19 protein-coding genes are annotated in these 25,113 nt (G+C 63.7%); 9 read left to right on the plus strand and 10 right to left on the minus strand.

All coding sequences use genetic code 11. The annotated features are described in order from the left end of the window. The first annotated feature begins 64 nt into the window (after positions 1-64). Complete coding sequence (locus ACNQS7_RS05610; RefSeq protein ID WP_418011782.1) at positions 65-760, plus strand: TylF/MycF/NovP-related O-methyltransferase; 696 nt, start codon at positions 65-67, stop codon at positions 758-760. Here ACNQS7_RS05610 and ACNQS7_RS05615 read toward each other — a convergent pair. Together ACNQS7_RS05615 and ACNQS7_RS05620 are read right to left on the minus strand one after the other, a co-directional pair. Continuing rightward, the gene (locus ACNQS7_RS05615; RefSeq protein ID WP_418011783.1) at positions 753-2,693 is read right to left on the minus strand and encodes a hypothetical protein; all 1,941 of its coding nucleotides are present in this window, start codon (positions 2,691-2,693) and stop codon (positions 753-755) included. The genes ACNQS7_RS05610 and ACNQS7_RS05615 overlap by 8 nt on opposite strands. A gap of 64 nt (positions 2,694-2,757) precedes the next feature. After that, the gene (locus tag ACNQS7_RS05620; protein WP_418011784.1) at positions 2,758-4,008 is read right to left on the minus strand and encodes a hypothetical protein; all 1,251 of its coding nucleotides are present in this window, start codon (positions 4,006-4,008) and stop codon (positions 2,758-2,760) included. A gap of 692 nt (positions 4,009-4,700) precedes the next feature. On the opposite strand from ACNQS7_RS05620, the gene ACNQS7_RS05625 reads away from it, so the two are divergent. Beyond that, positions 4,701-5,866 (plus strand): IS3 family transposase gene (locus tag ACNQS7_RS05625; protein WP_418011785.1). Its coding sequence is split into 2 segments (ribosomal slippage): positions 4,701-4,985 and positions 4,988-5,866, totalling 1,164 coding nucleotides; the frame shifts between segments, so codons are not numbered across the junction. A gap of 208 nt (positions 5,867-6,074) precedes the next feature. Next, complete coding sequence (rfbG, locus tag ACNQS7_RS05630; RefSeq protein ID WP_418011786.1) at positions 6,075-7,091, plus strand: CDP-glucose 4,6-dehydratase; 1,017 nt, start codon at positions 6,075-6,077, stop codon at positions 7,089-7,091. Between the two features lie 43 nt (positions 7,092-7,134). Here the strand turns inward: rfbG and ACNQS7_RS05635 are convergent, their stop codons facing one another. Next, complete coding sequence (locus tag ACNQS7_RS05635) at positions 7,135-7,947, minus strand: TylF/MycF/NovP-related O-methyltransferase (protein ID WP_418011787.1); 813 nt, start codon at positions 7,945-7,947, stop codon at positions 7,135-7,137. A 338-nt stretch (positions 7,948-8,285) separates the two neighbouring features. On the opposite strand from ACNQS7_RS05635, the gene istA reads away from it, so the two are divergent. The 4 genes from istA to ACNQS7_RS05655 all read left to right on the plus strand — a co-directional run bounded on the left by istA (position 8,286) and on the right by ACNQS7_RS05655 (position 13,075). Continuing rightward, positions 8,286-9,884 carry an IS21 family transposase gene (istA, locus tag ACNQS7_RS05640; protein ID WP_418011788.1) on the plus strand — a complete coding sequence of 533 codons (1,599 nt, stop codon included), beginning with the start codon at positions 8,286-8,288 and terminating at the stop codon, positions 9,882-9,884. Then, positions 9,881-10,699 carry an IS21-like element helper ATPase IstB gene (istB, locus tag ACNQS7_RS05645; RefSeq protein ID WP_055577271.1) on the plus strand — a complete coding sequence of 273 codons (819 nt, stop codon included), beginning with the start codon at positions 9,881-9,883 and terminating at the stop codon, positions 10,697-10,699. The genes istA and istB overlap by 4 nt, the downstream gene beginning before the upstream one ends. Before the next feature lie 79 nt (positions 10,700-10,778). After that, a complete protein-coding gene (locus ACNQS7_RS05650) occupies positions 10,779-12,776 on the plus strand; it encodes an acyltransferase family protein (protein ID WP_418011789.1) in 1,998 nt (665 codons plus the stop codon). An 83-nt stretch (positions 12,777-12,859) separates the two neighbouring features. Further along, positions 12,860-13,075, plus strand: a complete 216-nt coding sequence (locus tag ACNQS7_RS05655; protein ID WP_082986415.1) for a dodecin — start codon at positions 12,860-12,862, stop codon at positions 13,073-13,075. On the opposite strand, the gene ACNQS7_RS05660 is transcribed toward ACNQS7_RS05655, so the two are convergent. From ACNQS7_RS05660 to mutA, 5 genes are all read right to left on the minus strand, one after another. Next, positions 13,038-14,171 carry an acyltransferase family protein gene (locus ACNQS7_RS05660; RefSeq protein ID WP_418011790.1) on the minus strand — a complete coding sequence of 378 codons (1,134 nt, stop codon included), beginning with the start codon at positions 14,169-14,171 and terminating at the stop codon, positions 13,038-13,040. The genes ACNQS7_RS05655 and ACNQS7_RS05660 overlap by 38 nt on opposite strands. Positions 14,172-14,420: 249 nt before the next feature. Continuing rightward, positions 14,421-15,707, minus strand: a complete 1,287-nt coding sequence (locus tag ACNQS7_RS05665; RefSeq protein WP_055579415.1) for a serine hydrolase domain-containing protein — start codon at positions 15,705-15,707, stop codon at positions 14,421-14,423. Positions 15,708-15,770: 63 nt separating this feature from the next. After that, complete coding sequence (gene meaB, locus ACNQS7_RS05670; RefSeq protein WP_418011791.1) at positions 15,771-16,742, minus strand: methylmalonyl Co-A mutase-associated GTPase MeaB; 972 nt, start codon at positions 16,740-16,742, stop codon at positions 15,771-15,773. 123 nt (positions 16,743-16,865) lie between these two features. Continuing rightward, positions 16,866-19,118, minus strand: a complete 2,253-nt coding sequence (gene scpA / locus ACNQS7_RS05675; protein WP_418011792.1) for a methylmalonyl-CoA mutase — start codon at positions 19,116-19,118, stop codon at positions 16,866-16,868. A gap of 2 nt (positions 19,119-19,120) precedes the next feature. Then, a complete protein-coding gene (gene mutA, locus ACNQS7_RS05680; RefSeq protein ID WP_418011793.1) occupies positions 19,121-20,980 on the minus strand; it encodes a methylmalonyl-CoA mutase small subunit in 1,860 nt (619 codons plus the stop codon). A gap of 192 nt (positions 20,981-21,172) precedes the next feature. Between mutA and ACNQS7_RS05685 the strand changes: the two genes are divergently transcribed. Together ACNQS7_RS05685 and ACNQS7_RS05690 are read left to right on the plus strand one after the other, a co-directional pair. Continuing rightward, complete coding sequence (locus ACNQS7_RS05685) at positions 21,173-21,961, plus strand: TVP38/TMEM64 family protein (protein ID WP_418011794.1); 789 nt, start codon at positions 21,173-21,175, stop codon at positions 21,959-21,961. Between the two features lie 31 nt (positions 21,962-21,992). Further along, entirely contained in the window at positions 21,993-22,841 is an 849-nt protein-coding gene (locus tag ACNQS7_RS05690) for a S1 family peptidase (RefSeq protein WP_418011795.1), read from the plus strand. Positions 22,842-22,940: 99 nt separating this feature from the next. Here ACNQS7_RS05690 and ACNQS7_RS05695 read toward each other — a convergent pair whose 3' ends face one another. Together ACNQS7_RS05695 and ACNQS7_RS05700 are read right to left on the minus strand one after the other, a co-directional pair. Continuing rightward, a complete protein-coding gene (locus ACNQS7_RS05695; protein ID WP_418011796.1) occupies positions 22,941-24,395 on the minus strand; it encodes a sensor histidine kinase in 1,455 nt (484 codons plus the stop codon). Beyond that, positions 24,395-25,102 (minus strand): response regulator transcription factor, encoded by a 708-nt coding sequence (locus tag ACNQS7_RS05700; RefSeq protein ID WP_418011797.1) that lies wholly within the window; start codon positions 25,100-25,102, stop codon positions 24,395-24,397. Before ACNQS7_RS05700 ends, ACNQS7_RS05695 begins: the two co-directional genes overlap by 1 nt. Positions 25,103-25,113 lie beyond the last annotated feature (11 nt).

The following is a 25,113-nucleotide window of genomic DNA, read 5'->3' on the forward strand; positions in this document are numbered from 1 at the left end:
CCCAGGGAGACAAGTGCGACGCTTTATTCAGAATCTGCCGCACCCGATAGCCAACACCCTGTTCATGGCGCGGCGGCTGCGGTCCAGCTTCTATGAGGACGGTCTCTTCACGACGACCAATGCGGATTTTCGCAAGACAGAGCACTTTAAGCGGGTCTATGCAGCCGCCAAGGCGACGGGGTCGTTCGGCAGGTGGAACGTTCGATGGCGCATCCATGTCCTGTGCTGGGCGGCCAACCACGCAGCGGCACTCGACGGTGACTTTGTGGAATGCGGGGTCGACCACGGCGGTACGGCGATGGCGGTCATCACCCACACTGACTTCGCCCGTCTCGGCAAACGCTTCTGGCTGCTCGACACCTTCCAGGGTTTCGACCGCTCACAGCTGACGGCCGAGGAGAAGGCTCACGCCGGGTACATGGACTACCCGGACTGCTACGAGCGAGTGAAGTCCAACTTCTCAGGGATGGATTTCGTCCACTTGGTCCGTGGCACGGTGCCCGAGACGCTGGACCAGGTTCAAAGCGACAAGATCGCCTACCTGCACCTCGACATGAACTGCACCGCACCAGAAATCGCGGCACTCGAGTATTTCTGGCCGAAACTCGTCCCATTCGGGATCGTGATTATGGACGACTACGGATGGCCGCGCCACTATCAACAGAAGCTCGGCTACGACCGATTCGCCGAGGAAAGAGGCTTGCAAATCCTGAGGCTCGCAACCGGAGGACAGGCGGTGCTCATAAAGCCGGCTAACTAGTTGCGTCTACCGGCGACACTCTCATGGAATAAAAGCGCAGGCGTGCGTGCACCCCAGTCTGACCAAGTGGTCGTGCGCGTACGACGTCGATCTTGTGGGCATCAATCGCTAAGTTTGTACCGTTTACGGCACTTGGAGATACGATCAGAAATGGCTCTTTAAGATTCGGGGTGATCAAGCGATAGGCACCGTCATTGATCACAATCGAAAAAGTAGTCAACGGGACGATTGTTCCTTGAAACAGTTCATCGGCTATTGATCGGTCCACATCAATCCCTACCAGTATCGCCAGGTCCGCCTCCTGAGGGGTTGGCACCGCAACCGGCGCCTTCTGCGGCAAATCAACCTCTGCTAACGGAACGAGCGGCCCACAACGCTGTTTGGCACGGGTAAACAGTGCCCAGCCGTTCTCGACCCCGCTCACGGTATAATTACAAAGCAGTGCCCGATAATACAGTGGCGATTCTTGAGTTGAGAGCCGGTTGTCAATGCCAGAAGCGGGCGACGTAGCCGAAATTCGCTGCAGTACAAAATCCGGTGAACTGGCCAGTGCTTCGCCATTCAACTTGTCTAGGGCTGGCGTGTAGGCGGAATATGTTGCGAACACTGGTGCGGGACGCCAGGCCAAGTTGTATGCCCAGATGACTGAGGTCTCGTATGGGTCAACGTGGACAGTCTTCGAACTGATAATTTTTAAGAACCGATGTGGTACTGCATAGAGGTCGCGCTGACGCTCCTTAGCCCGGTCAACGCGCCGTTGGAATTGATCCGGAACAGCGAGGGTGACCAAGCGGTCAATATTCTGCATCGGCATACGTACCGCAGTAAGGGTGCGATCTTGAAGAGCTGGAACACCACTCACCGAGGCAAAAACGAGTGCGACCGCTAAAATAAGTGCCACACGAAACTGCGTTCTGACGGCTGGCATGATGGTCACTCCGACCACGATTACGCCGAGAAGAATGCTCAGATGCCATATGTCGAATCGCCCGAATGCGCTTTTAACAGTAATCACGCTTAGCACCGAAATTAGTGTCAGAGATCGACGAGATAAATCATTCCCACCCCGGATAAAATTGATAATAATTGCTGCAAGCCAGACCAGTGTCAATAAGATAGCCGGACCGGCATCGCTCGAGAGCGGGATTGCCTGCGATTCGTTATATCCGGAAACAATGTCACGACTATACCTGAGCCAACTGAGCATGTCCCCGAGCCGCTGACCCGCTAGCGTCCACCAGATAATGGCGGACACAACAAAAGCCGTAACTGTTGCACAGTGACGGCCGAGCGCTCGCCAGCCCAGCACGCACGACGCGACCAGCCCCAACAGCAGTGCAGTTAGGCCGGTGTTGAACTTGATGAGCAATAGCAATCCGGCGAAAGCACCGGTCAGGACACAGAGACGGAACACCGCCGCGAGGTCTGGATCGTGCTGCAACGTAGGCACGATCACCCAGGCCAAAACTGCAAGTACCCCTAACTCGGGGTACGTCATGCCCAACGAAGTCCCGTGACCAGCCTGGAGAATTGCGACAAGCGCCGTCGCCCCGAAAGCACACAAAAGCGATGGCGTCGGCCGATATCGCTGACGTAGCGCCGCAGCAATACCAAGGAACAGCATGGTGACCACAACCAACTGAAAAATCGTGGCAACAATCGACTGGAAAAACGAGTAATAAGCTGTAGTTTGCAAATAACCCAACGGTCCGTAAGTAAATACGAGGGCTCGGCCCCAAGTGATGTGCTGGCCAGGGGCCAGCGCAACGGCAGCCTCCCATGACGGGTCAAGCCCGACGCCTGCGTCCACTGAAGCCTGGGGCGCGATGACAAAAGCCGCCAAAGCTGCCGTCAGGATTCGTTGCCAACGCGCCGAACCCCATGTCGTCGTTGACCACCATGTACGCGCGCGTTCCAAGCGATTAGCCGCCACAGTCGCAAGTTACCAACCGCGGTTCCCAAACTTCCCGCTGCCCCAGCGGCCAAGATATCGCGGGTCATGAAGCGTCATGCGCCCGCAGTTTTGCCAAGCGTGACAAACCCGGAGTCGATGTCCGCTTCGCCTCGTAGCCGGGAGGCAGGTACCGCGCGATGTCCGCAGTAGGCTCGCAACTATAGAGGTACTGATAAGCGTCAATGTTTTCGCGTGCCCACACCTCAGGGTTGTCGTTGCGTAACATTAGCCCTCGGCGGTCAGCAAAATACAAGGTAGACGGGTCCCAATCGCAACCCACGACCACGATGAGATCCGCGGGCCCGGTGGCGCTGCGGATTCGTTGACCAGCCACGCTCGGTGCGGGCGATGTCAACCACTGCTCGATGTCCTGGGGCACTGCGCTACCAGCTATCACGATTGCGATTCCTACTGCCGCAACGAGACTTGTATTCGCAGAGAGCCGTTGAGCAATGGCTGCTATTCCGACCCCCACTGCGGCAACGATTGCCGGAAAGATCGCGATCAAATAGTAGTTGTGAACCCTGTACAGACTGAAGAAGAGCATTGGTGCACAGGCGGCTGTAGCGAGCCACCCAGCGCGACGAAAGCGTTCGAGTTGGGTTGGCGCCAGGAGAATTCCAACAACAGCGACGACAATGCCCAGTGCGATGGGTCCTGCGATCTCTGAACCGATTCTGGACAACACAGGTCCGTAAGCCGATGGATGAAGACGCTGACCCGGCGTCCCAAAATTCCATTCCCGCATGTTTCCGCTATTGAGGAACCATGTCACTGGATTGCGGACTTTGATCGCGTCACCATACCGAATCCACGCAACTCCAGCCAGGATTCCAACTAGGGGTCCGGCCATTAAACCCACGGCAGTGCGTGCCCTGGATCGCGTGCTCACATATGCGGCCGCGGCCGAAAAAATTACTAGAAGGCACCATGCCGGGGGGGTCGTAGCCTTCACCAGAAACGCCAACCACGCGGTCACAACGCCAAGCAACAGACCAACGCGCGACGCCGTACGAAACCAAGAATCGAGACCTAAGACCATACCCAGAGAAAGAGCAACCGAAGGAAAATCGATGAGCGCAGCAGCGCCCCATGCCAAACCGTATGGTGAGAACTGGAACAGTACTGACACTACAATTGCGGCCAATTCGCCGTGCCAGCGAAGCACGAGCGCACACAATAGGATGGCTGCGACCTGGAAACCCGTGAGGCCAAGGATTCGCATCGCTGTGTCCGGGCCCACGCCCATACGTATCAGGAGAGCCGCCGCCGCCTGAGTCAACGGCAACTCCATGGGCACATCCGCATTTGGCCCGAAGACTGGCAGCGGGGTGTGCCACAAGTTGATGCCACGGCGAGCGTATTCCAGTGCAACGTAGGCCGTTTGGGTTTGGCGGAATGCGTGCATTTCGTTGAGGCCGTGGCACAACTGCGGGACACGGATGAACGTTCCAGCCGCGACCAACCCGACCAGCCACAGTGCGGACTTACTGATGGGCGGATGGAACCGCCGCTGCGGAGGGCGCGGTGCACCCGATCTGCTTTGACGGTCCATCGACGAGTCTGCAGTGTCGCCAGATGTACACACCCTGCGCCCCTTCGTCAATACACGATGCAGTTCACGCCGCCGCTAAGCGAACCCCTTTTTCTGTGCGCTGACCACGGTCTCGGTTCGCATTCTGATAAGTGCACTCAAGTCCCAACATAGCCTTACATATCGCACTAGCCGTACTCCCGGACCAACCAGACGAAGTGTGCGTTGAGCGTCCTACGACGGATGACTCTTGTCTCTGGATAGCAACGCGCGAGATGGTTGGCATCATGCAAGCACGTGTCCGGAGGTCTCCACGCTAAGGCCTTTATTCTCGGGGCGAGAGTTAGAGCCACCCGCGCGGAATTCCGCACTAGACGAGGGCCGGGTCTGCTGCACGAATAGGTGACACCTGAGATGGCTTGCCCAGGTGGGCGGGCTGGAAGGATGTCACCATGGCAAGGCCCTATCCCAAGGAGTTCCGCGACGACGTGGTGCGCGTGGCCCGCAACCGTGACGACGGTGTGACGCTGGAGCAGATCGCCGCCGATTTCGGGGTGCATCCGATCACGCTGTCGAAGTGGATGCGTCAGGCCGATGTGGACGATGGCGCCAAGCAAGGCAGGACCACCAGCGAGGCGGCGGAACTGCGGGAGGCCCGCCGGCGGATCAAGCTGCTCGAACAGGAGAACGAGGTGTTGCGCCGGGCCGCGGCATATCTGTCGCAGTCGAACCTGCCGGGAAAAGGATTTACCCGCTCGTGAAAGAGCTCGCCGCCAACGGGATTCCCGTGGCGGTGACGTGCCGGGTCCTCAAGCTCGCCCGCCAGCCCTACTACCGCTGGCTGGCCGATCCGGTCACCGACGCCGAATATGTTGCGGCGCATCGGGCCAACGCCTTGTTCGACGCCCACCACGATGACCCGGAGTTCGGCTACCGATTCCTGGTCGAAGAAGCCCGCGACGCCGGGCACCCGATGGCCGAGCGCACCGCTTGGCGGATCTGCTCGGGCAACGGCTGGTGGAGCGCGTTCGGCAAACGCAAGCGCGGCAAGAACGGCAAGGTCGGGCCGCCGGTTCACGATGATCTGGTCGGTCGCCGTTTCACCGCTGACGCGCCAAATCGATTGTGGCTAGCCGATATCACCGAACATCGAACCGGCGAAGGCAAGCTCTACCTCTGTGCGATCAAAGACGTGTTCTCTAACCGCATCGTCGGCTACTCGATTGACTCGCGGATGAAATCGCAACTGGCCACACAGGCATTGGCCAGCGCAGTCGCCCGTCGCGGCGATGTCGCCGGTTGCATCGTCCACAGCGACCGCGGATCGCAATTTCGAAGCCGACGATTTGTTCACGCCCTGACCCGTCATGACATGGCCGGATCCATGGGCCGAGTCGGCGCGGCTGGCGACAACGCCGCCATGGAATCGTTCTTCAGCCTGCTGCAAAAGAACGTCCTGAATCGCCGCCGCTACGTCACCCGCGAACAGCTACGCATCGCGATCGTCACCTGGATCGAGCGCACCTACCACCGCCGCCGACGTCAGATCGCTCTGGGACGGTTGACCCCGATCGAATACGAAGCAATCATGACCACACCGGCCAGCCAGGCCGCGTGAAGAAACTGTCACCTATTCGTGCAGCAGACCCGACCGTGGACGTGGTCGCGCACGACAACGCTGTCAGCGGAAGGGATCCGCAACCTAGCCGCTGCTCGGCTGTGGGGTTGAAGTGTCTGCTCAGCTAAATTGGCATCGGGTTTCTCGAGGGGGCGTGCAACATTCCGGAACCGACGGGGGCCTTTCCCGACCCGCTCGAGGAGACTATATGCACTACCTGATCACCGGGCACACCGGCTTCAAAGGACCCTGGCTCATATTGCTGCTGCTCAGCCGCGGGCACCAGGTATCTGGGATGGCACTTGACCCTCCGAAGGGCAGCCTCTTCGAGCAAGCGAGGTTGCGCGATCAGCTTGTGGCCGACGCGAGGGTAGACATACGCGACCCCGAAGCCACCGTAGCCGCAGTGCATGACTCTATGCCGGACGTCGTTATCCACATGGCCGCGCAGTCGTTGGTCCGCGAGTCGTATCGCGACCCTCGATACACCTACGAAACCAATGTGATGGGCACGCTGAATGTTCTGGAAGCCGTCGCCGCCACCCCGTCGGTGCGCGCTCACCTGGTTATCACTACTGACAAGGTCTACAGAAACATCGACCAGGAAGCGGGTTATATCGAATCCGATCCCTTGGGCGGTAACGACCCCTACAGCTCTTCCAAGGCGATGGCCGATCTGCTCACCCAATCGTGGATCCACAGCTACCCCGGCTGTCCCACCGCAGTTGCGCGCGCCGGCAACGTGATTGGTGGCGGCGACATTAGCCGCGATCGCCTGCTACCGGACCTTGTTGCCGCCTATTCGACCGGACGGGCTCCTCTGTTGCGGTTCCCCCGCGCGGTGCGGCCCTGGCAACACGTTTTGGACTGCCTCAACGGTTATCTCACGATCACTGATGCGCTTCTTACAGGCTCCGGCTTAGGTCAGTGGAACATCGGGCCGGGCCGCGACAGCTTCGTCGAAGTCGGCGAGGTGGCCACACTCGCTGCCGAGTTATGGGGCGGGGGCTCGCGTTGGGGTCGGCAACTAGGAGATCATCCTCACGAGGCGAACCTCCTTGCCCTCGATGCAGGCAAGGCTCAGCGGGAACTTGGGTGGCGCAACCGGCTCGGCTTTCGCGCTGCCGTCGCATGGACCATCGATTGGGAGCGACGTGTGCATGGAGGTGCCGACCCGCTGAAGATCTCCCAAGAACAGATCGCGGCGTTTCAAACTCTCGAATAAGCCGTACAGCTCCTTCGATTCATGTTCCAGAAGGTGACCGGACTTACTCTTTGCGCCGCCACAACACCCCAGACCCGTCTATCTCGATGATGTCTTCCGAAACGCCATGCGACCGCCGGTAATCTGCCACCGCCTGCCGGCACGCATCGATGCTGTGGTAGTCGTCGATGATGCAGAAGCCGCCCGGCGACAGTCGCGGGTAGAGCGCGTCGAGTGCCTGGATCGTAGATTCGTAGAGGTCGCCGTCGAGCCGCAATACCGCGATGCGATCGATGGGCGCCTCCTGCAGGGACTCCCTGAACCACCCGGGAATGAAACGCACGCGGTCGTCGAGTAACCCATAGCGTGCGAAATTGGCCGCGACTTCGGCTTGCGATACGCCTAGGTAGTCCACGGCGAGGTCGAGCCGAATCCCCTCGTCCAGCTGATAACGCGCGACATCGGGAGGAGGCACTCCCTGGAAAGAATCGGCGAGCCACACGCAGCGCGTCTCGTCTTCGTAGGCTTTCAACACCGCGCGCATCATGATGCTTGCCCCTCCCCGCCACACTCCGCATTCGACTAGATCACCAGGGACGTTGTCGGCGAGTACCTTCTCCACGCAATGCTGCAAGCTGGTGAGGCGGCGCATCCCGATCATTGTTTCGGCATTCTGCGGCCAGTCCTGGCCTAGCTCGCGCTTGCGCTCATCGAAGGGCTGTTTGCGAACCAGCATGACATTGAAGACTCCAAAAAGGCGTCGGATAAATTTTGACTTCACCGGCACCAGCTCGTCCTCGCCGTATCGGGTTAAATTATGCCGAATCAGGTCAAGATACGAAGAACGCGCATCGTCACCGGCGGCGGACCGAGCCATCAAATCTCACTTCGCACACGCCGCATGGGGCGAGTCTAGCCGCAGTGGTGTGTCATCGACGCAGCTTCATACTTTGTAAAGGCGCTTGGATCCATCCCATTGCAACGAGGTGCTTGTGCTATTCAGGCACCGTTTTGGCCGTGACAGTCTGAACTGGCCCCAGGGGGACGGCTCGAAGTGGCCCCACCTGTGAGGCGGCGGGGTGTTGGTGTGACGGCTTGATTTGGCCCCACCTTTGCGACACGCCGCGACGGTTATGACGGTTTGATTTGGCCCCACTTCAGCGTGGTCGGCATCCGGATGTCCCGGATCGCTGATCACGAAGGTGAGGCTGGAAAGTGAGTGCGCGGGTGGAGCAGTTTGCGGCGATTCGCCGGGATCATCGGGTGGAGGGGATGTCGATTCGGGCGCTGGCTGATAAGCATCACGTGCACCGGCGTACGGTGCGCCAGGCGCTGGATTCGGCGATCCCGCCGCAGCGCAAGGTGCCCGAGCGGATTGCGCCGCGGTTGGAGGCGTTCAAGGGCGCGATCGATGAGATGCTGCGCAGTGATCTAGATGCGCCCAAGAAGCAGCGCCATACCGCTCGACGCATTTTGGCTCGGCTCGTTGATGAGCTTGGCGCAGTGGACTTGTCGTATTCGACGGTGCGCGACTACGTCGGCAAGCGCCGCCCGCAGATCTTGGCTGAGGCGGGTAAGCCCTTGGAGCTGGGCTATGTGCCCCAGACGCATCCGCCGGCGGCGGAGGCTGAAGTGGACTTTCATGACCTGTGGGTGATCTTGGGCGGGGTCAAGACCAAGACCACGCTGTTCACGATGCGCCTGTCGTACTCGGCGCGCGCGGCGCATCGGGCGTTTTTGACCGAGGGGCAAGAGGCTTTCCTGGAAGGCCACGTGTACGGGTTTGACCGCCTGGGTGGGGTGCCGGTGGACAAGGTGCGCTACGACAACCTCAACAGCGCGGTCAAGAAGGTGCTGTTCGGGCGCTCCCGGCAAGAGAATGAGCGTTGGATCGCTTTTCGCAGCCACTACGGTTTCGAAGCCTGGTACTGCCAGCCCGGCCATGAGGGCAGCCACGAAAAAGGCGGTGTGGAAGGCGAGGGCGGTCGGTTTCGCCGCAACCATTGCGTGCCCATGCCCGTGGTGGACTCCATCGACGAGCTCAACGCATTGCTGGCGGCCGCCGATGACGCCGATGACGCCCGCCGGGTCGGCAACCGCTCGAGCAGTGTGGGTCAGGACTGGACATTCGAACAAACGCTGCTGCGCCCGTTGCCTACCGAATCATTCGATACGGCATTGACTTTGACCCCCCGGGTAGACCGCTACGCCCAGGTGGCAGTGCGCAGCAATCACTACAGTGTCCCGGCGCGCTTCATCGGCCATCGGCTGCGGGTCAAGTTGTCGGCCTCGGCGGTGGTGGTTTATCACCGCACCACGGTGGTGGCCCGCCACCAGCGTGCGGTCGGCAAGGGCGCCAAAGTCCTTGATTTAGACCACTACCTGGAGATCCTGCTGCGCAAGCCCGGCGCCCTACCCGGTGCCACAGCACTGGCCCAAGCCCGCGCGGCCAAGGTGTTTGCCGCCGAGCACGAGGCGTTTTGGGTCGCGGCCCGCAAAGCCCACGGCGATGCTGCAGGTACCCGAGCGCTCGTTGAGGTGCTGCTGCTGCACCGCCATATGGATCGGCTCGACGTGCGGGCCGGTATCACCGCCGCACTAGCGGTCGGGTCCACCAACCCCGATGTGGTTGCGCTAGAAGCGCGCAAAGCCACCGAACGACGCGGCGCGACGGCTGGCCCAGGTGAGGGCGGCAACTCAAGCGGTCGTGTGGTCGTCCTTGCCGAGCACCGCTCGGCGGCCGTGCCCGCCGATACCCGGCCGCTGCCCTCAGTGCAGCAGTACGACGCCTTGCTGGGAAGAGAAACCTCATGACACCGCGGCGCAGCGTCACCGATCAGGCCGCCACCGCAGCCATCGAACAGGGCTGCCGGATGCTGCGCCTGCCCACGATTCGCGACCGGTTCAGCGAGATCGCCGCCGCTGCCGAGCGTGAACATCTGTCCTACCTAGGGTTCTTGTCCGAGCTGGTGATCGCCGAATGCGACGACCGCACCCACCGCCGCGCCCAACGCCGTGTGCGCGATGCCGGTTTTCCGCGCCCAAAACGATTGGACGAGTTCTCCTTTGAGGCCAACCCGGCCATCAACCCCGCCGTCATCGGACAACTCGCCACCTGCGCCTGGGTCAAGGCAGGAAACCCTTTGTGTTTGATCGGTGACTCCGGCACCGGCAAGACCCATCTACTCATAGCTTTGGGCACCCTGGCCGCCGAAGCCGGCCACCGGGTCCGCTACACCCTGGCCAGCAAGCTCGTCAACGAACTCGTCGAAGCCGCCGACGACAAGCAGCTGACCAAACTGATCAACCACTACGGGCGAGTCGATCTGATCCTGGTCGATGAACTCGGGTACCTACAGCTTGACCGGCGTGGCGCCGAACTGCTGTTCCAAGTTCTCACCGAGCGAGAAGAACGCGCGGCAATCGCCATCGCCTCCAACGAACCCTTCTCCTCCTGGACCAAGACATTCACCGACCCCCGACTATGTGCCGCCATCGTCGACAGATTGACCTTCGCCGGACAGATCATCGAAACCGGCAGCACCTCCTACCGACTCGCCCAAGCCCGCAAGACCCGCCCAGCAAGTGGGGCCAAATCGAACCGTCACGCCGGGGCCAGTTCAAGTTGACATTGCGACCGTTTCTAGGCTGAGCAGGCCGAACCGGGCCCGGCGCAGAATACTGCTCAGTTCAGGGCGAGGAGTCCATGTGCTTCCGAAGGCGCCGCTTGCACACTCCCGGCAGCAAGGTAAAGACTTCCGCCGTCTAGACATCCAAGGGCTCCGAGCCGTCGCGGTCGTGCTAGTGATGGTGTTTCATTCCGGGCTGCCGCTGCCCGGGGGCTTTGTGGGCGTTGACGTCTTTTTTGCAATTTCGGGCTTTGTCATCACCGGCATGATCGCCCGGGAATGGTCCGCGACCGGCCGCTTTGCCTTCGGCAGGTTTTACCTGCGACGCTTCAAACGCTTGGCCCCGGCGATGGCGCTCATGATAGTGGTAACGATGTTGTTGACAAGCTGCCTACTTTCTCCATTCAACGTTCAGCAAGTAGCCGCTAAGACCGGTATCGGCGCAGGGCTACTGGCCGCTAATTTCGTGATCGCAATAAATACGGGCAACTATTTTTCGGCGCCCGCAGAATCAAATCCCCTATTACACACCTGGTCGTTATCAGTAGAAGAGCAATTCTATCTTGCGTTTCCCACCCTCTTGCTGCTCGCCTGGATTCTAGCCCGTCGACGTAATCAACGAATTGCCTCGGCGGCGTTGTACGTCAGCACCATTGCGCTGGCATCTTTTGGACTCACCCTGACTGGTGGAGTGGCGAGCCAGCACCCGGACATCGTCGGTTTCTACAGCCCGTTCGCTCGCGCATGGGAGTTTGCGGCAGGGTCTCTGCTTGCCCTGGCTGCAAGGGATCGCTCCCTGCCGTTCGCAAATCACGCCCGAGTATTGGCATGGTTCGGTGTGGCGATGCTCGTGGGTTCCGCCTTCTTGATCAACCAATCGACGCCGTTTCCGGGCCCCTGGACGATACTGCCGGTAGTAGGAACTTTACTGGTCATCGCGGCTGGTACAGAGCGAAACACCTTGGTGACCAGGGCACTATCGGTGTCCGCCGTGGTCAAGATCGGTGACCTGTCCTACTCGCTTTATCTGTGGCACTGGCCCGTGCGGGTGTTCGCCGTCCACCTCTGGCCTGGGTCCCCATTGGTAGCCGTCGTGGCGATAACGCTGTCCGTCATACCTGCCGCCGCATGCTATCGATGGGTGGAAAACCCCATCCGACGGCTGCGGCAGACGACCCGCCAGCGGACGGCGGCTCTTTTTGGTGCCGTGATGATTCCGTCTTTGCTTGTGGCGGTCCTGACCCTCGTGACCGCTAACCACTACTGGCTGCCGCATTACAAATCCGGTTCCATCAAAATTGCTCATCGAGGCGACATCGATTGGACCGACTACTTCCTATATATGAGCAGGAACTACTACCCATGTACGGACCAGGCAATTCGCGAGAACTCGCTCAAATGGGAAGGCATTACCCGCTGCCGCCAATCTAAAGCCGACTCCCGCATTGACATCGCTCTGGTCGGAGACAGCCACGCCGAACAACTCTTCGTCGGGTTAGCTGAGGCAGCACCCGATAAGAACATCGTGTACTACGTGGTCGCGGCCCGGCCTATTAGATCTGACGAGGACGCGACTCGCATCATTGAGCATGTGTCGTCCGACCCGGCGATCCGCACAGTAATCGTCACTGCTAACTGGACCTTGCGTGGTGTACCCCATGACGACTTGGTCGCGACTTTCGAGGCGTTCACCTCGAAAGGCAAAGCGGTGTTTACGACCGACGACGTGCCGACGTTTCCGTTCGACGCGGTCTCCTGCGGGTACCGAATTGCTCCGATCTTGCCTCAGACAAGGTGCAGCATGGATCGAAAACGATTCGAGGCAGTACACAACAGGTACTACCCGGACCTGGAGGATGCGGTGCGCAGCGTGCCGGGCGTTCGACTACTCAACACTGCGGCTTATTTCTGCGATGCTTCCCTCTGTCGCATGAATCGGGGCGATGATCTCCTCTACCGAGATAGCGATCACGTCAACAACGTCGGCAGCAGCTTTCTCGCCCGGCAGTTGGTCGCCAACTATCCAGAATTTGGAGCGCAATTGCACACGCCTCCGCAAACTGCCCCCGGACCCTGAAACCACCGTCAGACAGCGCGCCTGCTCGCCCTATGTGGCTAACCGACGTAGGGTCCGCGTACCACTGGACGCAAGGGGGCACGATGAGCAACCACACCTACCGCGTGATCGAGATCGTTGGCACCTCACCCGACGGAGTCGACGCAGCCATTCAGAGCGGGCTGACGCGAGCGAAGCAGACCATGCGCAACCTGGACTGGTTCGAGGTGGAATCCGTTCGTGGTCACCTGATTGACGGTGCTGTCGCGCATTACCAGGTGTCTATGAAAGTTGGCTTCCGCTTGGAGGATTCGTCATAAGGTCCGCCCCGCTACTCGGATGACTCGCCACCGCAGTTAGTTTTGCCCGATCGCCCTGGGCACGGCCTGACCATCTGCTAAGCAAACGCGACTTCAGCGACATGGCCGGCTTTTCGACCAGTGTCCAGCTCAGCATGGCCACCGGTAGCGTCACGATCGCGGCAACGACCGCAAACAACAACGGGTGCAGTCTGTCCAGTCCCCCAATGACCATCAATTGCTGCAGAGGAAAGGCGTAGATGTAGACGCCATACGACAGATCGGTGGTGAATCTCCAACGCGCGTCGCGAATCAGCGCGCCCGAAACTATGACGGCGTAGGCGACGGGGAAGGCGGCCACAAGTCGGTAATCCGGCAGCCACGCTGCGGCCAACGCGATGACCACACACATTGCGACGAGTGACCATCGAGCGGGAATCAGATGCCGCCACTGGTGAATGAGAGCGCCGGCCAAGAACATCAGAGCCAGGCGGGCCGGTTCCCTAGTTCCCGACGGCAACGCCAGTACCGCGGACACCAACAGCAGTGACCAAGCCAGCACCGTTATGGTCGGGAGGAACCAACGTCGACCGAGAAGTCCCACCACACCGAAACACGCGACACCGATGTAGCAGTACATCTCGTATCCCAGAGTCCATAGCGACCCGTTCCACCCCGGCCACGGCAGCCCGGTCGGGGTTCCGCCAACGTCGAATTGCGCCATCGACACCGCTGCGTTTCGCACAACGTACTCGACCGGGGCGCTGGACAGCAGCAGCTTGGCCGCCGACCCGCCCTGCATCGCCACCCCGATCGGCGCGATCACAAACGCCGTCACGATCAAGCACACGTAGAATCCCGGCAGGATGCGCAGACCACGCGCAACCGAGTAATCCCGCACTCGCGGGTGGCGCATCCAACTCGAGGTGATCAGAAACCCCGAGATGGCGAAGAACCCGTCGACTCCTATCGACCCTACGAACTGTTGGATTGCCGCCGACGGTATGCGATGGCCCGAAAGGGGATACGAATGCCAAACGATCACCGAAAGTGCCAGTCCCAAGCGCAATGCGTTGAGCGCGTTCCTGTGGGGATCGAATGCCTGGTCGAGCTTCATAAATCTCTGTCTGCCGTCCGCTGTACGAAGCCCCCAGCGCATAGTGCCTCATCCACCCAGTTGGTGGAGTGGATTGATGAATTGGACAGCAAATCTTGCCGTGATAAGGCTCACACGGCGAAGTGCGGCAAGTCATTAAGCGCGAGTTATAGGCCTGATGCGCTCTAACGCATCACACGCGCACCCGTCACCGACCCAGAGCAACGCAACGGGTGTCGCGTGCCCGCGCCGGTCACCCAACCGGCTAGCTCAGCCCGCGACCTGCCCCGGCTCGGTATACGGCGCGCCAAGCCCGTGCACCGGACGGTACCCGCGCTTGCGCGCTTTCTTGGCCGCGTCGCGGATCATCTTGTAGAGCCCGAGGAACGCGGCGTGGTCGGTGGCGACGAACGGCGTCAGCAACCGGTTGTGCACGACGGAGAACGCCACCCCGGTCTCCGGGTCGTTCCACCCGACCGAGCCACCCAGACCGACGTGACCGAACCCCGGCATCACGTTGCCGATCGGCAGACTGTGGTAGCCCAAGTGGAACGCCATCGGCACGAAGATGTTGCGGTCGCGCTGCACGACCTTCTCCCCCGTCAGGCCGGCGACCAGCCGCCGCGACAGGAACTGGGTGCCGTCGACCTCTCCGCCGTTGGCGATCGCGCCGTACATCCGCGCCAGCGCGCGGGCCGTCACCACCCCGTTGGCCGCGGGAAGCTCGCCGTCCAGCATCGGCATGTCGCCCTGCACGGCAGCGATCACACCCGGGAAGTACATGGACCGGTAACCACCAGAGAACTGGTTAGCGATTCGCTGCACGGCGCAGGTCACGAGCCGGTTGGCCGCGAGGTCCTGCGGCATGATGATCTCGGCCGCGCGGGTCGGCGAACCGGCAGGCGGGCGGCCCAGGTGGAAGCCGTCGGTACCCAGCGGCTCGGCCAGTTCCTCCCGGAACAGCACGCGCATGTCCTTGCCGGTGACCGCGCGGGCGAGCCCGGACATCAGCCAGCCGAACGTCAGCGCGTGATATGCCGGTTTGCCCAACAGCCGTCCCGGAGACGCCGCGGCCAGCCGCTCCTCCATCAGGACGTGGTCCAGCAACTCCTCCTGCTTGGCCCCGCGCAGCCCCGACAGGCCGGCGGTGTGCTTCATGACATCGCGAACCGTCATGTTCGCCTTGCCATTGGCACCGAAGGAATGCCAGTACTCGGCGACCGGTGCGTCGTAGTCGATCAGCCCGCGGTCGGCCAGGCGGTGAATCACCGTGGCCGCCATGCCTTTGGTGGCCGAGAAGACCATCGGGGCGGAGTCCGCCGACCACGGCACCTTGCCGTCGCGGTCCGCCCAGCCCTTCCAGACATCGACGACGGGTTGCCCGTCGAGATAGACCGCCAGCGCCCCGCCGCCGAAGCGGTGACCAGGGAACATGGTCGAGAATGCACGAACGACGCAACCAAAGTGGGAGTCCGCGGCACCGAACACACCATGCCCTGCGTCAGGGGCATCGTGAGAAGGGACAGCGCGGCGATCGACTCCGATGTCTACCGTCACGGCTTTGAATTTACTTCGCTTTCGTAGAGTCCACGGGCAAACAAGGACAATTTTACCTTTCCGTTAGGTCGTTGCGATCTCAAGTATTTGCTGGGCGGCTAGGGCCGGCGTCAGCTCGCCGTCGCGCACCTGACGTTCCACGTCCCGGCGGATCTTTCGCACCTCGGGATTGGACATCACCCGGTCCAGCACGGTGTCGCGGACCATCTGCCAGGTCCAGTCGACCTGCTGCTCGCGGCGGCGCGCCTCGAACTGGCCGGCTTCGGTGAGCACTTCCCGGTGCTTCTGAATGGTTTCCCACAGCTCGGCCAGGCCGGTGCCTTCGACTGCGCTCATCGTGAGAACTGGTGGCCGCCAAAGCGATTCGCGCGGATGAATCAACCGGATCGCTCCGGCGAGCTCTCGGGCCGCCAGCCGCGCGTCCTTGAGGTGCTCACCGTCGGCCTTGTTCACCACGACGATGTCGGCAAGCTCCAGCACGCCCTTCTTGATGCCCTGCAGCTGATCCCCGGTGCGCGCCAGGGTGAGCAGCACGAAGGTGTCGACCATATTGGCGACCGCCACCTCGGACTGCCCTACCCCGACGGTCTCGATCAGGATCACGTCAAAACCCGCCGCCTCCAACAGGACAACGGTTTCCCGGGTGGCCTTTGCTACCCCGCCGAGGGTTCCGGATGTCGGAGACGGCCGGACGTAGGCGAGGGGGTGCGTCGAGAGGCGAGCCATGCGGGTCTTGTCACCCAGAATCGACCCCCCGGTGCGAGTGGACGAAGGGTCCACAGCCAGCACCGCGACCTTGTGCCCCTGTTCGATCAGGTGCATGCCCAGGGCTTCGATGGTGGTGGATTTGCCCACCCCGGGCACCCCGGTGATCCCGACCCGATGCGCGTTGCCGGCATCCGGCAGCAGGGCCAGCAGCAGCCGCTGGGAATTCTCGCGATGGTCGGCGCGGGTGGATTCCAGCATGGTGATGGCCCGCGGCAGCGCGGCGCGGTCACCGGAGCGAATCGCCTCGGCCAGTTCCTCGACGTTCATGCGCCGGCCCACCCCGCGGTCGCGTCGACACTGAATCCAGGTACAAGACACGCCGAGGAGGGAGTGCGTAGTTTCAGTCTCGGCGAGCCTTTCACCGCAGAGCCAACGTGAAGCGCGAGCACACTAATCCAGGTCATATCCCAGCCGGTCGGCCAGCTTGTGCAGCAGGCCGATCGCGGAGTCGGCGATCACCGTCCCCGGCGGATAGATGGCGGCGGCCCCCGCCTGGTACAGCTCGTCGAAGTCGCCGGGCGGGATGACCCCGCCGACCACGATCATGATGTCCGGGCGCCCGACCTCGGCCAAAGCGTCGCGCAACGCCGGCACCAGGGTCAGGTGCCCGGCGGCCAGCGACGACACCCCGACGACGTGCACGTCGTTGTCAGCGGCCTGTCGGGCGACCTCTTCCGGGGTGGAGAACAACGAACCGACGTCGACGTCGAACCCGATGTCGGCGAACGCCGTCGCGATCACCTTCTGGCCGCGGTCGTGTCCGTCCTGGCCCATCTTGGCGATCAGGATCCGGGGCCGTCGGCCGTCGGCCTCGGCGAACTTCTCGACGAGTTCGGTTGCTTTGGCGATGTTCGGGGCCGTTCCCACCTCGTCACGGTAGACGCCGGCGATGGTGCGGATCTCAGCCTGGTGACGCCCGTAGACCTTCTCCAGCGCGTCCGAGATCTCCCCCACCGTCGCCTTGGCGCGCGCCGCGTTGATGGCCAGAGCCATCAGGTTGTTGCCCAACCCGTCTTCACCGGCCGGGCCGCTGGCCGCGGCAGCGCGGCTCAACTCGGCCAGGGCGGCCGCGACCGCGTCGGCGTCCCGGTCGGCCCGCAGCTGTTCGAGTTTAGCCAACTGCTCGGCGCGCACCCGGCTGTTCTCGACCTTGAGCACCTCGATATCTTGGTCCTCGACCACCTGGTACTTGTTCACCCCGATCACCGGCTGCTGGCCGGAGTCGATGCGGGCCTGGGTGCGCGCGGCCGCTTCCTCGATGCGCAGCTTCGGGATGCCTTCGCCGATCGCCTGGGCCATGCCGCCGTACTCGGCGACCTCCTCGATGTGGGCGCGCGCCTTCTGCGCGAGCTGATGAGTCAGCCACTCCACGTAATACGAACCCGCCCACGGGTCGATCGGCCGGGTGGTGCCCGACTCCTGCTGCAGCACCAGCTGAGTGTTGCGCGCGATGCGGGCGGAGAAATCCGTCGGCAGCGCCAGCGCCTCGTCCAGTGCGTTGGTGTGCAACGACTGGGTGTGGCCCTGGGTCGCGGCCATCGCCTCGATGCACGTCCGGGCGACGTTGTTGAACACGTCCTGGGCGGTCAGCGACCAGCCCGAGGTCTGCGAATGGGTGCGCAACGACAGCGATTTCGCGCTCTTGGGATCGAACTTGGCCACCAGCTCGCTCCACAGCAACCGGCCGGCCCGCAGCTTGGCGACCTCCATGAAGAAGTTCATCCCGATGCCCCAGAAGAACGAGAGACGGGGCGCGAACTTGTCGATGTCCAGGCCGGCGTCCAGACCCGCCTTGATGTACTCGACACCGTCGGCCAGGGTGTAGGCCAGCTCCAAATCGGCTGTGGCACCGGCCTCTTGGATGTGGTAACCGGAGATCGAGATGGAGTTGAACTTCGGCATCTTGGCGCTGGTGTAGGCGAAGATGTCGGAGATGATCCGCATCGACGGCTTGGGCGGGTAGATATAGGTGTTGCGGACCATGAACTCTTTGAGGATGTCGTTCTGGATGGTGCCGGCCAGCTTCTCCGGCGGCACACCCTGCTCCTCGGCTGCCACTACGTAGAGCGCCAGGATCGGCAGCACTGCGCCGTTCATGGTCATCGACACCGACACCGAGGACAGGTCGATGCCGTCGAACAGCTGACGCATGTCGAGGATGGAATCGATTGCCACACCGGCCATTCCGACATCACCCTGGACGCGCGGATGGTCGGAATCGTAGCCACGGTGAGTCGCCAGGTCGAAGGCCACCGACAGACCCTTCTGACCCGCGGCCAGGTTGCGCCGGTAGAAGGCGTTGGACTCCGCGGCGGTAGAGAATCCGGCGTACTGGCGGATGGTCCACGGCTGGTTGACGTACATCGTCGGATACGGCCCGCGCAGGAACGGCACCTCGCCCGGAAAAGTGTTGAGCGGGTAGCCTTCTTCACCGGCCGCCGCCCGGTCTTCGGAGATGTATACCGGCTTGACGTCGATGCCCTCCGGTGTCTGCCACTGCAGTTGCTCGGGGGTGTACCAGTGGGCCTTGGCCGCGGCGGCGATGTGCTCTTCCACGGCGGCGGCCGTGGGTTTCGGCGCGCTGCGTTCACTGTGCAGTGGAACGTCGGCGAAGCTTCCGATTGAAGGAACTGTGGCCGTCACCGTTATGCCCCCAACCTGGTGAGCAGATTCGAAAGCGCTTCGACTGCATTGATTTTCGCTGTCAAGTACTCGTCGGGACGGTGCTCGGCATCGCCCACGGCTTTCTCCGGCCCGGCCAGGTACACCCGCTCGATACCGGCATCGTGCGCGGCCTGCACCACGCCGGACACTTCATCGGGGTAACGCTTGTCGGTGCCGCAGATGACCGCCACCTTCGGCGACCCCGCCGCCAGGGCGGCCTGCGCGACGCTCGCGGCGTCGACGGTGCCGGGGTTGATCGCTTCGATGCCGCCGGACGCCAACAGGTTTGCCGCGAACGTGGTGCGGACGTTGTGTTCGGCCAGCGGTCCCAGTGGCAGCAGCAACACCTGCGGGCGCGCGTCATGCTCGGCGAGATACGCGTCCGAGCGGTCGCGCAGCGCCTCGAACTCCGCGGCGTAGCGCACCACGTGGCCCGCTCTGCCAAGTGAATCACCTTGTGGCAGCGGCGCTTCGCCGAGGTTGGGAAATTCGTTGACGCCGGTGATCGCGATGCGGCGGTGCGCGATGTCGTCGGCGCGCCGGGCGGCCAGCTCGCCGATCTGTGCGGCCAGGTAGTCGTGCGCGTCGACGAACCCGCCGTGCGACTCGATGGACTGGAAGTGCTCCCAGGCCCGCTCGGCCAGCTGCTTGGTCAGGTCCTCGACGAACCACGACCCGCCGGCCGGGTCGAGGACCCGCCCCACGTGCGACTCCTCGATCAGCAGCAACTGGGTGTTGCGGGCGATCCGGCGCGCGAAGCTGGTGGCCGTGCCCGGCCAGCCGCCGGGGATGGACACGTCGAAGGCGTAGACCAGCACGGTGTCGGCTCCACCGACACCAGCGCCGAAGGCCGCCAGCGTGCAGCGCAGCATGTTCACCCAGGGGTCGCGCTGGGTCATCATGGGCAACGACGTCTCCGCGTGCACGACGGCCGCGCCGCTGTCGGCTTCTCCGGCCACCTCGGCCACCCGCGCCCACAACTGACGCACGGCACGCATCTTGGCCAGCGTCATGAACTGGTCGTCGTCGGCGGCAAGCCGGAAGCTGACCTGACGCAGCGCCTGCTGCACCGGCAGCCCGGCTTCGGTGAGCGCCCTCAGGTAGGCGACCGCCGCCGCGATCGTCGCGCCGAGTTCCCAGGCGGCGGTGGCGCCCAGGTTGTGGAAAGCAGGTCCGTCGACCGTGATCGCGCGCACGCCATGCTGGTCGGCGGCGCGCTTCGCCACCGCGACGACGTCCTCGAGCGTCGGGGCGTCGCGCTCACTGAGCGTCGCGGTCAGCGGGTCGGCGCCCAGATCCACCGACACCAGCGCGCGCTGATCGGCCTCCACCTGCTCAGCCAGCGCAAACATGGCGTCGGCGGCGGCGACGTAGTCGGCCCCGGCGTCGATGATGACCGGAGCCATGCTCAGGTACACACCATCGAGCAGCCCCGCCAGCTGGTCGGGCGCCACACCGGACTCCCCGACCCGCAGCAGCAGCCCGCTGACCCCCTCGCCGAGCGCGGCCAGCAACGCTGCGTTGGCCTCACCTACCGGTACCCCAGGCAGGGGGAACGCCTCGACGACCTTCCAGCCGGACTTGACGTCGCGCGACGGGTCGCCGCCGCGCACGAACGGCCATTGCCCGGGCAGCGGCGGCTCGGGCAGTTCGTCGAATGCGGTGTACAGCGGCCGGATGACGAACCCGTCATAGGTCGGGGTCTCGAGGCGCTGCTCCGGGTGATCGCCCAGCTCGGCGGGATCGACTCGGGCGCTCTTGGCCAACACACCGGCAACCGCACTGCGCCAGCGCCCGCGAACCTGTTCTAGGTCGGCGAGTTCGGGTACGTCAATGGACACCGATTTACTCCTGTTTCCGCAGCAATAGGCAGTCTTGCTTCGGCTCACTTCCGGCTTGTCGCTTGGCTAATAAGGCTAATTGATGGGCACCAAATTTTAGGAATCGAGGTGCCGCCGAGCGGAACACCACCGCGACGAAACGCCAGCCCCGGGAAACTCGATATTCATTTTCGCCCCGTACGCTTAATATCCGTGACGACCGCCGCGATCAGCAAAACCACCGATACGGTGCGCGGCATCGCCCTCGCTCTGATCTCGGCGGCGCGTCAGGCATCGGTGCCGCGACTTATCGCAACCGTGGTGGGAATCACAGTCCTGGTGGCGGTGGCGCTGCTGGTCCCGCTGCCTACGGCGATGGAAATGCGCGACTGGGCGCGCTCGCTGGGACCGTGGTTCCCGCTGGTGTTCTGGCTGGTGCACACGGTCGTCACCGTGCCCCCCTTCCCCCGCACCGCGTTCACCCTGGCTGCCGGCCTGCTGTTCGGACCGGTGATCGGCGTGGCCATCGCGGTGACGGCCAGCACCGCCAGTGCCATTCTGGCGACACTGCTCATCCGCGCGACCGGCTGGCGGCTCAACCGGCTGGTGCGCAGCCGCACGATCGGGCGGCTTGATCAGCGACTGCGCGAGCGGGGCTGGCTGGCCATCCTGTCGCTACGGTTCATTCCCTTCGTGCCGTTCTCGGCGATCAACTACGCCGCCGGCGCCTCGGCCGTGCGGGTCATGCCCTACACGTGGTCGACGGTGGCCGGCCTGTTGCCCGGTACCGCGGCCGTGGTGATCCTGGGCAACGCGTTCGCCGGGGATGCCAACCCGCTGCTGGTACTGGTGTCGGTGTGCACCGGGGCGCTCGGGTTGTGCGGGCTGGGCTACGAGATCCACCAGTACCGGCAACACCACCGGCACACCACCGAGGCGGCACCTGTCTCCGGGCCGGCACCTGTCTCCGAGCCGGAGCACGAACCGGCGGTCACGCCCTGACGCCTGACCTGCCCGCGCAGGGTCTTTTCTGATGTCACAGGCGCAGTTCCTGCGCACGCTCGCGCTGCTGGCCGGAGCGTTGGTATCGCTGGTGGTGGCGTCCTGGCCGTTGCTGGCGCGCGGACAGTCACGCGCCTACAGCTGGCGATTGTCGTTCGTCGCACTGTTGAGCGCGGCAGCGTTCGTGGCCGCCATCTTTGTGCCCGGTGTCAGGAAGCCCACCGCGCAGCCGCTCGTCGAACTGCCTCCGCTGCCCACGATCGGCCCCGGGACCGCCGTCGCCGTCACCTTCGCCGACGGCACTGGCGGAATGGCCTGTACCGCAGGATTTCTGGTGCGCAGCGCCGGCGGCGAGACCGGCTTGCTCACCGCGGGTCACTGCAACAAACCCGGCGAGGCCAGCCGGGTGAGCATGAATGCCGGTGGAGGTCCGTACCAGAGCGTGGGAACGTTCACCCAGACCGTCAGCGAGGGCACCCGCGGGGAGGCCCACGACATGGGGCTCATCACTCTGGACTCCGACACCGTTCCCCGGACCGCGTCGATCGCGGGGTCGATGCCGGTCGCCCGGGTGGCCGGCGACGTCCAGGTCGGCGAGCAGCTGTGCAAATTCGGGATGAAGACGGGCCGGGTCGAATGCGGTCAGGTCACCGAAGTCACCGAGAGCAAGGTGGTGTTCCTGGCGGCCAGCCAGTGTGGCGACTCCGGCGGGCCCGTCTACCTCATCCAGCCCGACGGCGCGGCGGCGGTGGGAATACACATCCGCGGCGGGCGAGCCAATGACCCCAATCCCGGATGTTCGCGCCCCGCAACGTTTTCCGTCGCCGAACTGGTGCGGCCGTGGCTCGACCAGTGGGGCCTGACGGTGGTGACGGACTGACGCGGCGCGGTCCCCGTGACGGCGAAATCGCGACCACGGTTGTGCCTTCGGTGCAACGCACAGCCCTTACTGCCATCTCGACGCGGACCCGGGCCGGGGTCAGCCCAACGGCAGGCTCAGCCTGAACTGCGCGCCTCCGTCGTGCGGCAGGCACACCAGGTCTCCGCCGTGCGCGCGGGCCAGGGCGCGCGCGATCGAGAGTCCCAGCCCGGCCCCGCCATGGTCGCGGGCACGCGCGGCGTCCAGGCGCACCAGCCGCTCGAAAACGCGGTAACGCTCGTCGTCCGGGATGCCCGGGCCGGTGTCGGTGACAGTCACCTGCGCCGCCGCGGCGTCCGCGGTCACGTCGACGGTTATGACGCCGTCGGCCGGAGTGTGCCGGCGGGCGTTGTCCAGCAGGTTGGACAGAATCTGCGCGACGCGCGTGGGATCCGCCCGGACGCTCAGCTGCGGCAGGCCGGTCCGCACGACGGAAAGCTGCGGCGCCAGCATCGCGGCGCGCTGGGCCTCGGCCTCGGCGATGGCCGCCAGGTCGGTGTCCTGGACGTCGAGCGGCAGCCCCGCGTCGATGCGGCTGAGGTCCAGCATGTCGGCAACCAGCCGTCCCGCCCGGCGAGCATCGGACTGCAACAGGCTGGCCCGCCGGTACTGCGCACTCGCCGCCGAGTCGCTCTCGTGGGCGGCCAGCTGTTCTGCGGCCGCCTGCATGCCCGCGATCGGGGTGCGCAACTCGTGCGCGGCGTCGACCAGGAACTGACGGGTCGCGGCTTCGGCCCGCTGCGCTGTCTCGGCGGCCTGCCGGGCCCGCAGCTCCGAATCCTCCAGGGCGTCCAGCATTTCGTCGAAAGCGCTTGCGGCCCGGCCCAACTCGGTGTCAGCCCGGGACGGACGCAGCCGTCGGCCACGATCGCCGGTGGCGATGTCCCTGGCCAGGGTCGTCAACCGGTCCAACGGCCGCAGGGCCGCCTTGCTGACGGCGATCAGCAGCAGCGCCGCTACGAGCAGCGTCACCAGTCCGGCACCGACCATCAGCTGCCGCAGTTGCCGGGTCACCTGGGTGGTCTGAGTGGTGTCCGCTACCAGGATCAGCCGGGCGCCGTCGGGCAACGGGTGCACCACCACCGTGGCCGTGCCGTCAGGCGGGGGTCCCGGCGGCGGGGGCGGAGGCAGCAGCACCGGACCTGACGGCGGCATCGGCATCGGGCCGGGTGGCGGCGGTGGGCCGGGTGGCGGTACTACCGATCCCGCTTTGATGTCGGGGCTGATGCCCGGGTCGCCATATTTGGCGCCGTCGGAAAGCACCACCAACGCCCGCACGGTGCCGCCGTTGAGCTGAGCGGCCAGCAGATCGGGCGGCGTATTGGCGGCGACCAGGGCGTCGGCCCGCGACGTGGCGGCGAGCAGGCGGTCGTGCAGACTGCGTTGGGCCTGCATGCCCAGGGTGACGTCGATGGTCACGCCGAGCACCGCCAACAGGACGGCCAGCAGCGCCACCACCAGCAGCACCACCCGGCGCTGCAGTGACGGGGTGGCGGTCGTCGGGTCGGTGGTCATCATCGCTGCGGCTGCAGGCGGTACCCGATGCCGCGCACGGTCTGCAGAATCCGGGGTCCGTGCGTTTCGAGTTTGCGCCGCAGGCTGCTGACGTGTACCTGCACCAGGTTCGCGTCGTAGGCGTCGTAACCCCAGACCGCGTTCAGGATCTGGTGGGCGCTGACGATCCGGCCGCGCTGTTCAATCAGGAATTCCAGCAACCGCAATTCGGTGGCGGTCAGGTCAAGGGGGTGCCCGTCGCGCGCCGCCACCCCGGCGTCGGCGTCGAGGATCACGTCGCCGAACTGCACCACTTTGGGCAGTCGTCCCCGCCGCCGCAGCACAGCGCCGACCCGCGATACCAGTTCGGCGAGTTCGAAGGGTTTGACCACGTAGTCGTCGGCGCCGCCGTCGAGGCCGCGCAACCGGTCCGGCAACCCGTCACGCGCGGTGATCAACACGATCCCGACCTCACCGTATTCGCGGACCACATCGATGAGTTCGAACCCGTCCCGGCCCGGCAACATCACGTCAAGCACCACCAGATCGGGCCGCAGACCCGCCAGCGTCTCTTCCAATCCTGTTCCATCGCAACGGGTGTCGGTGTGATATCCGGCATCGGCCAATGCCTCGCTGACCATCTCACGAATGGTTTCGGAGTCCTCGACCACCAGCACACGCGGAGTGCCGACACTGAACTGGTCCGTCGCCGACCGGCTGTCCGTCATGCCCCCATTCT

The sequence above is a fragment of the Mycobacterium sp. 23 genome (assembly GCF_048287075.1).
Lineage (GTDB): Bacteria > Actinomycetota > Actinomycetes > Mycobacteriales > Mycobacteriaceae > Mycobacterium > Mycobacterium gordonae_B.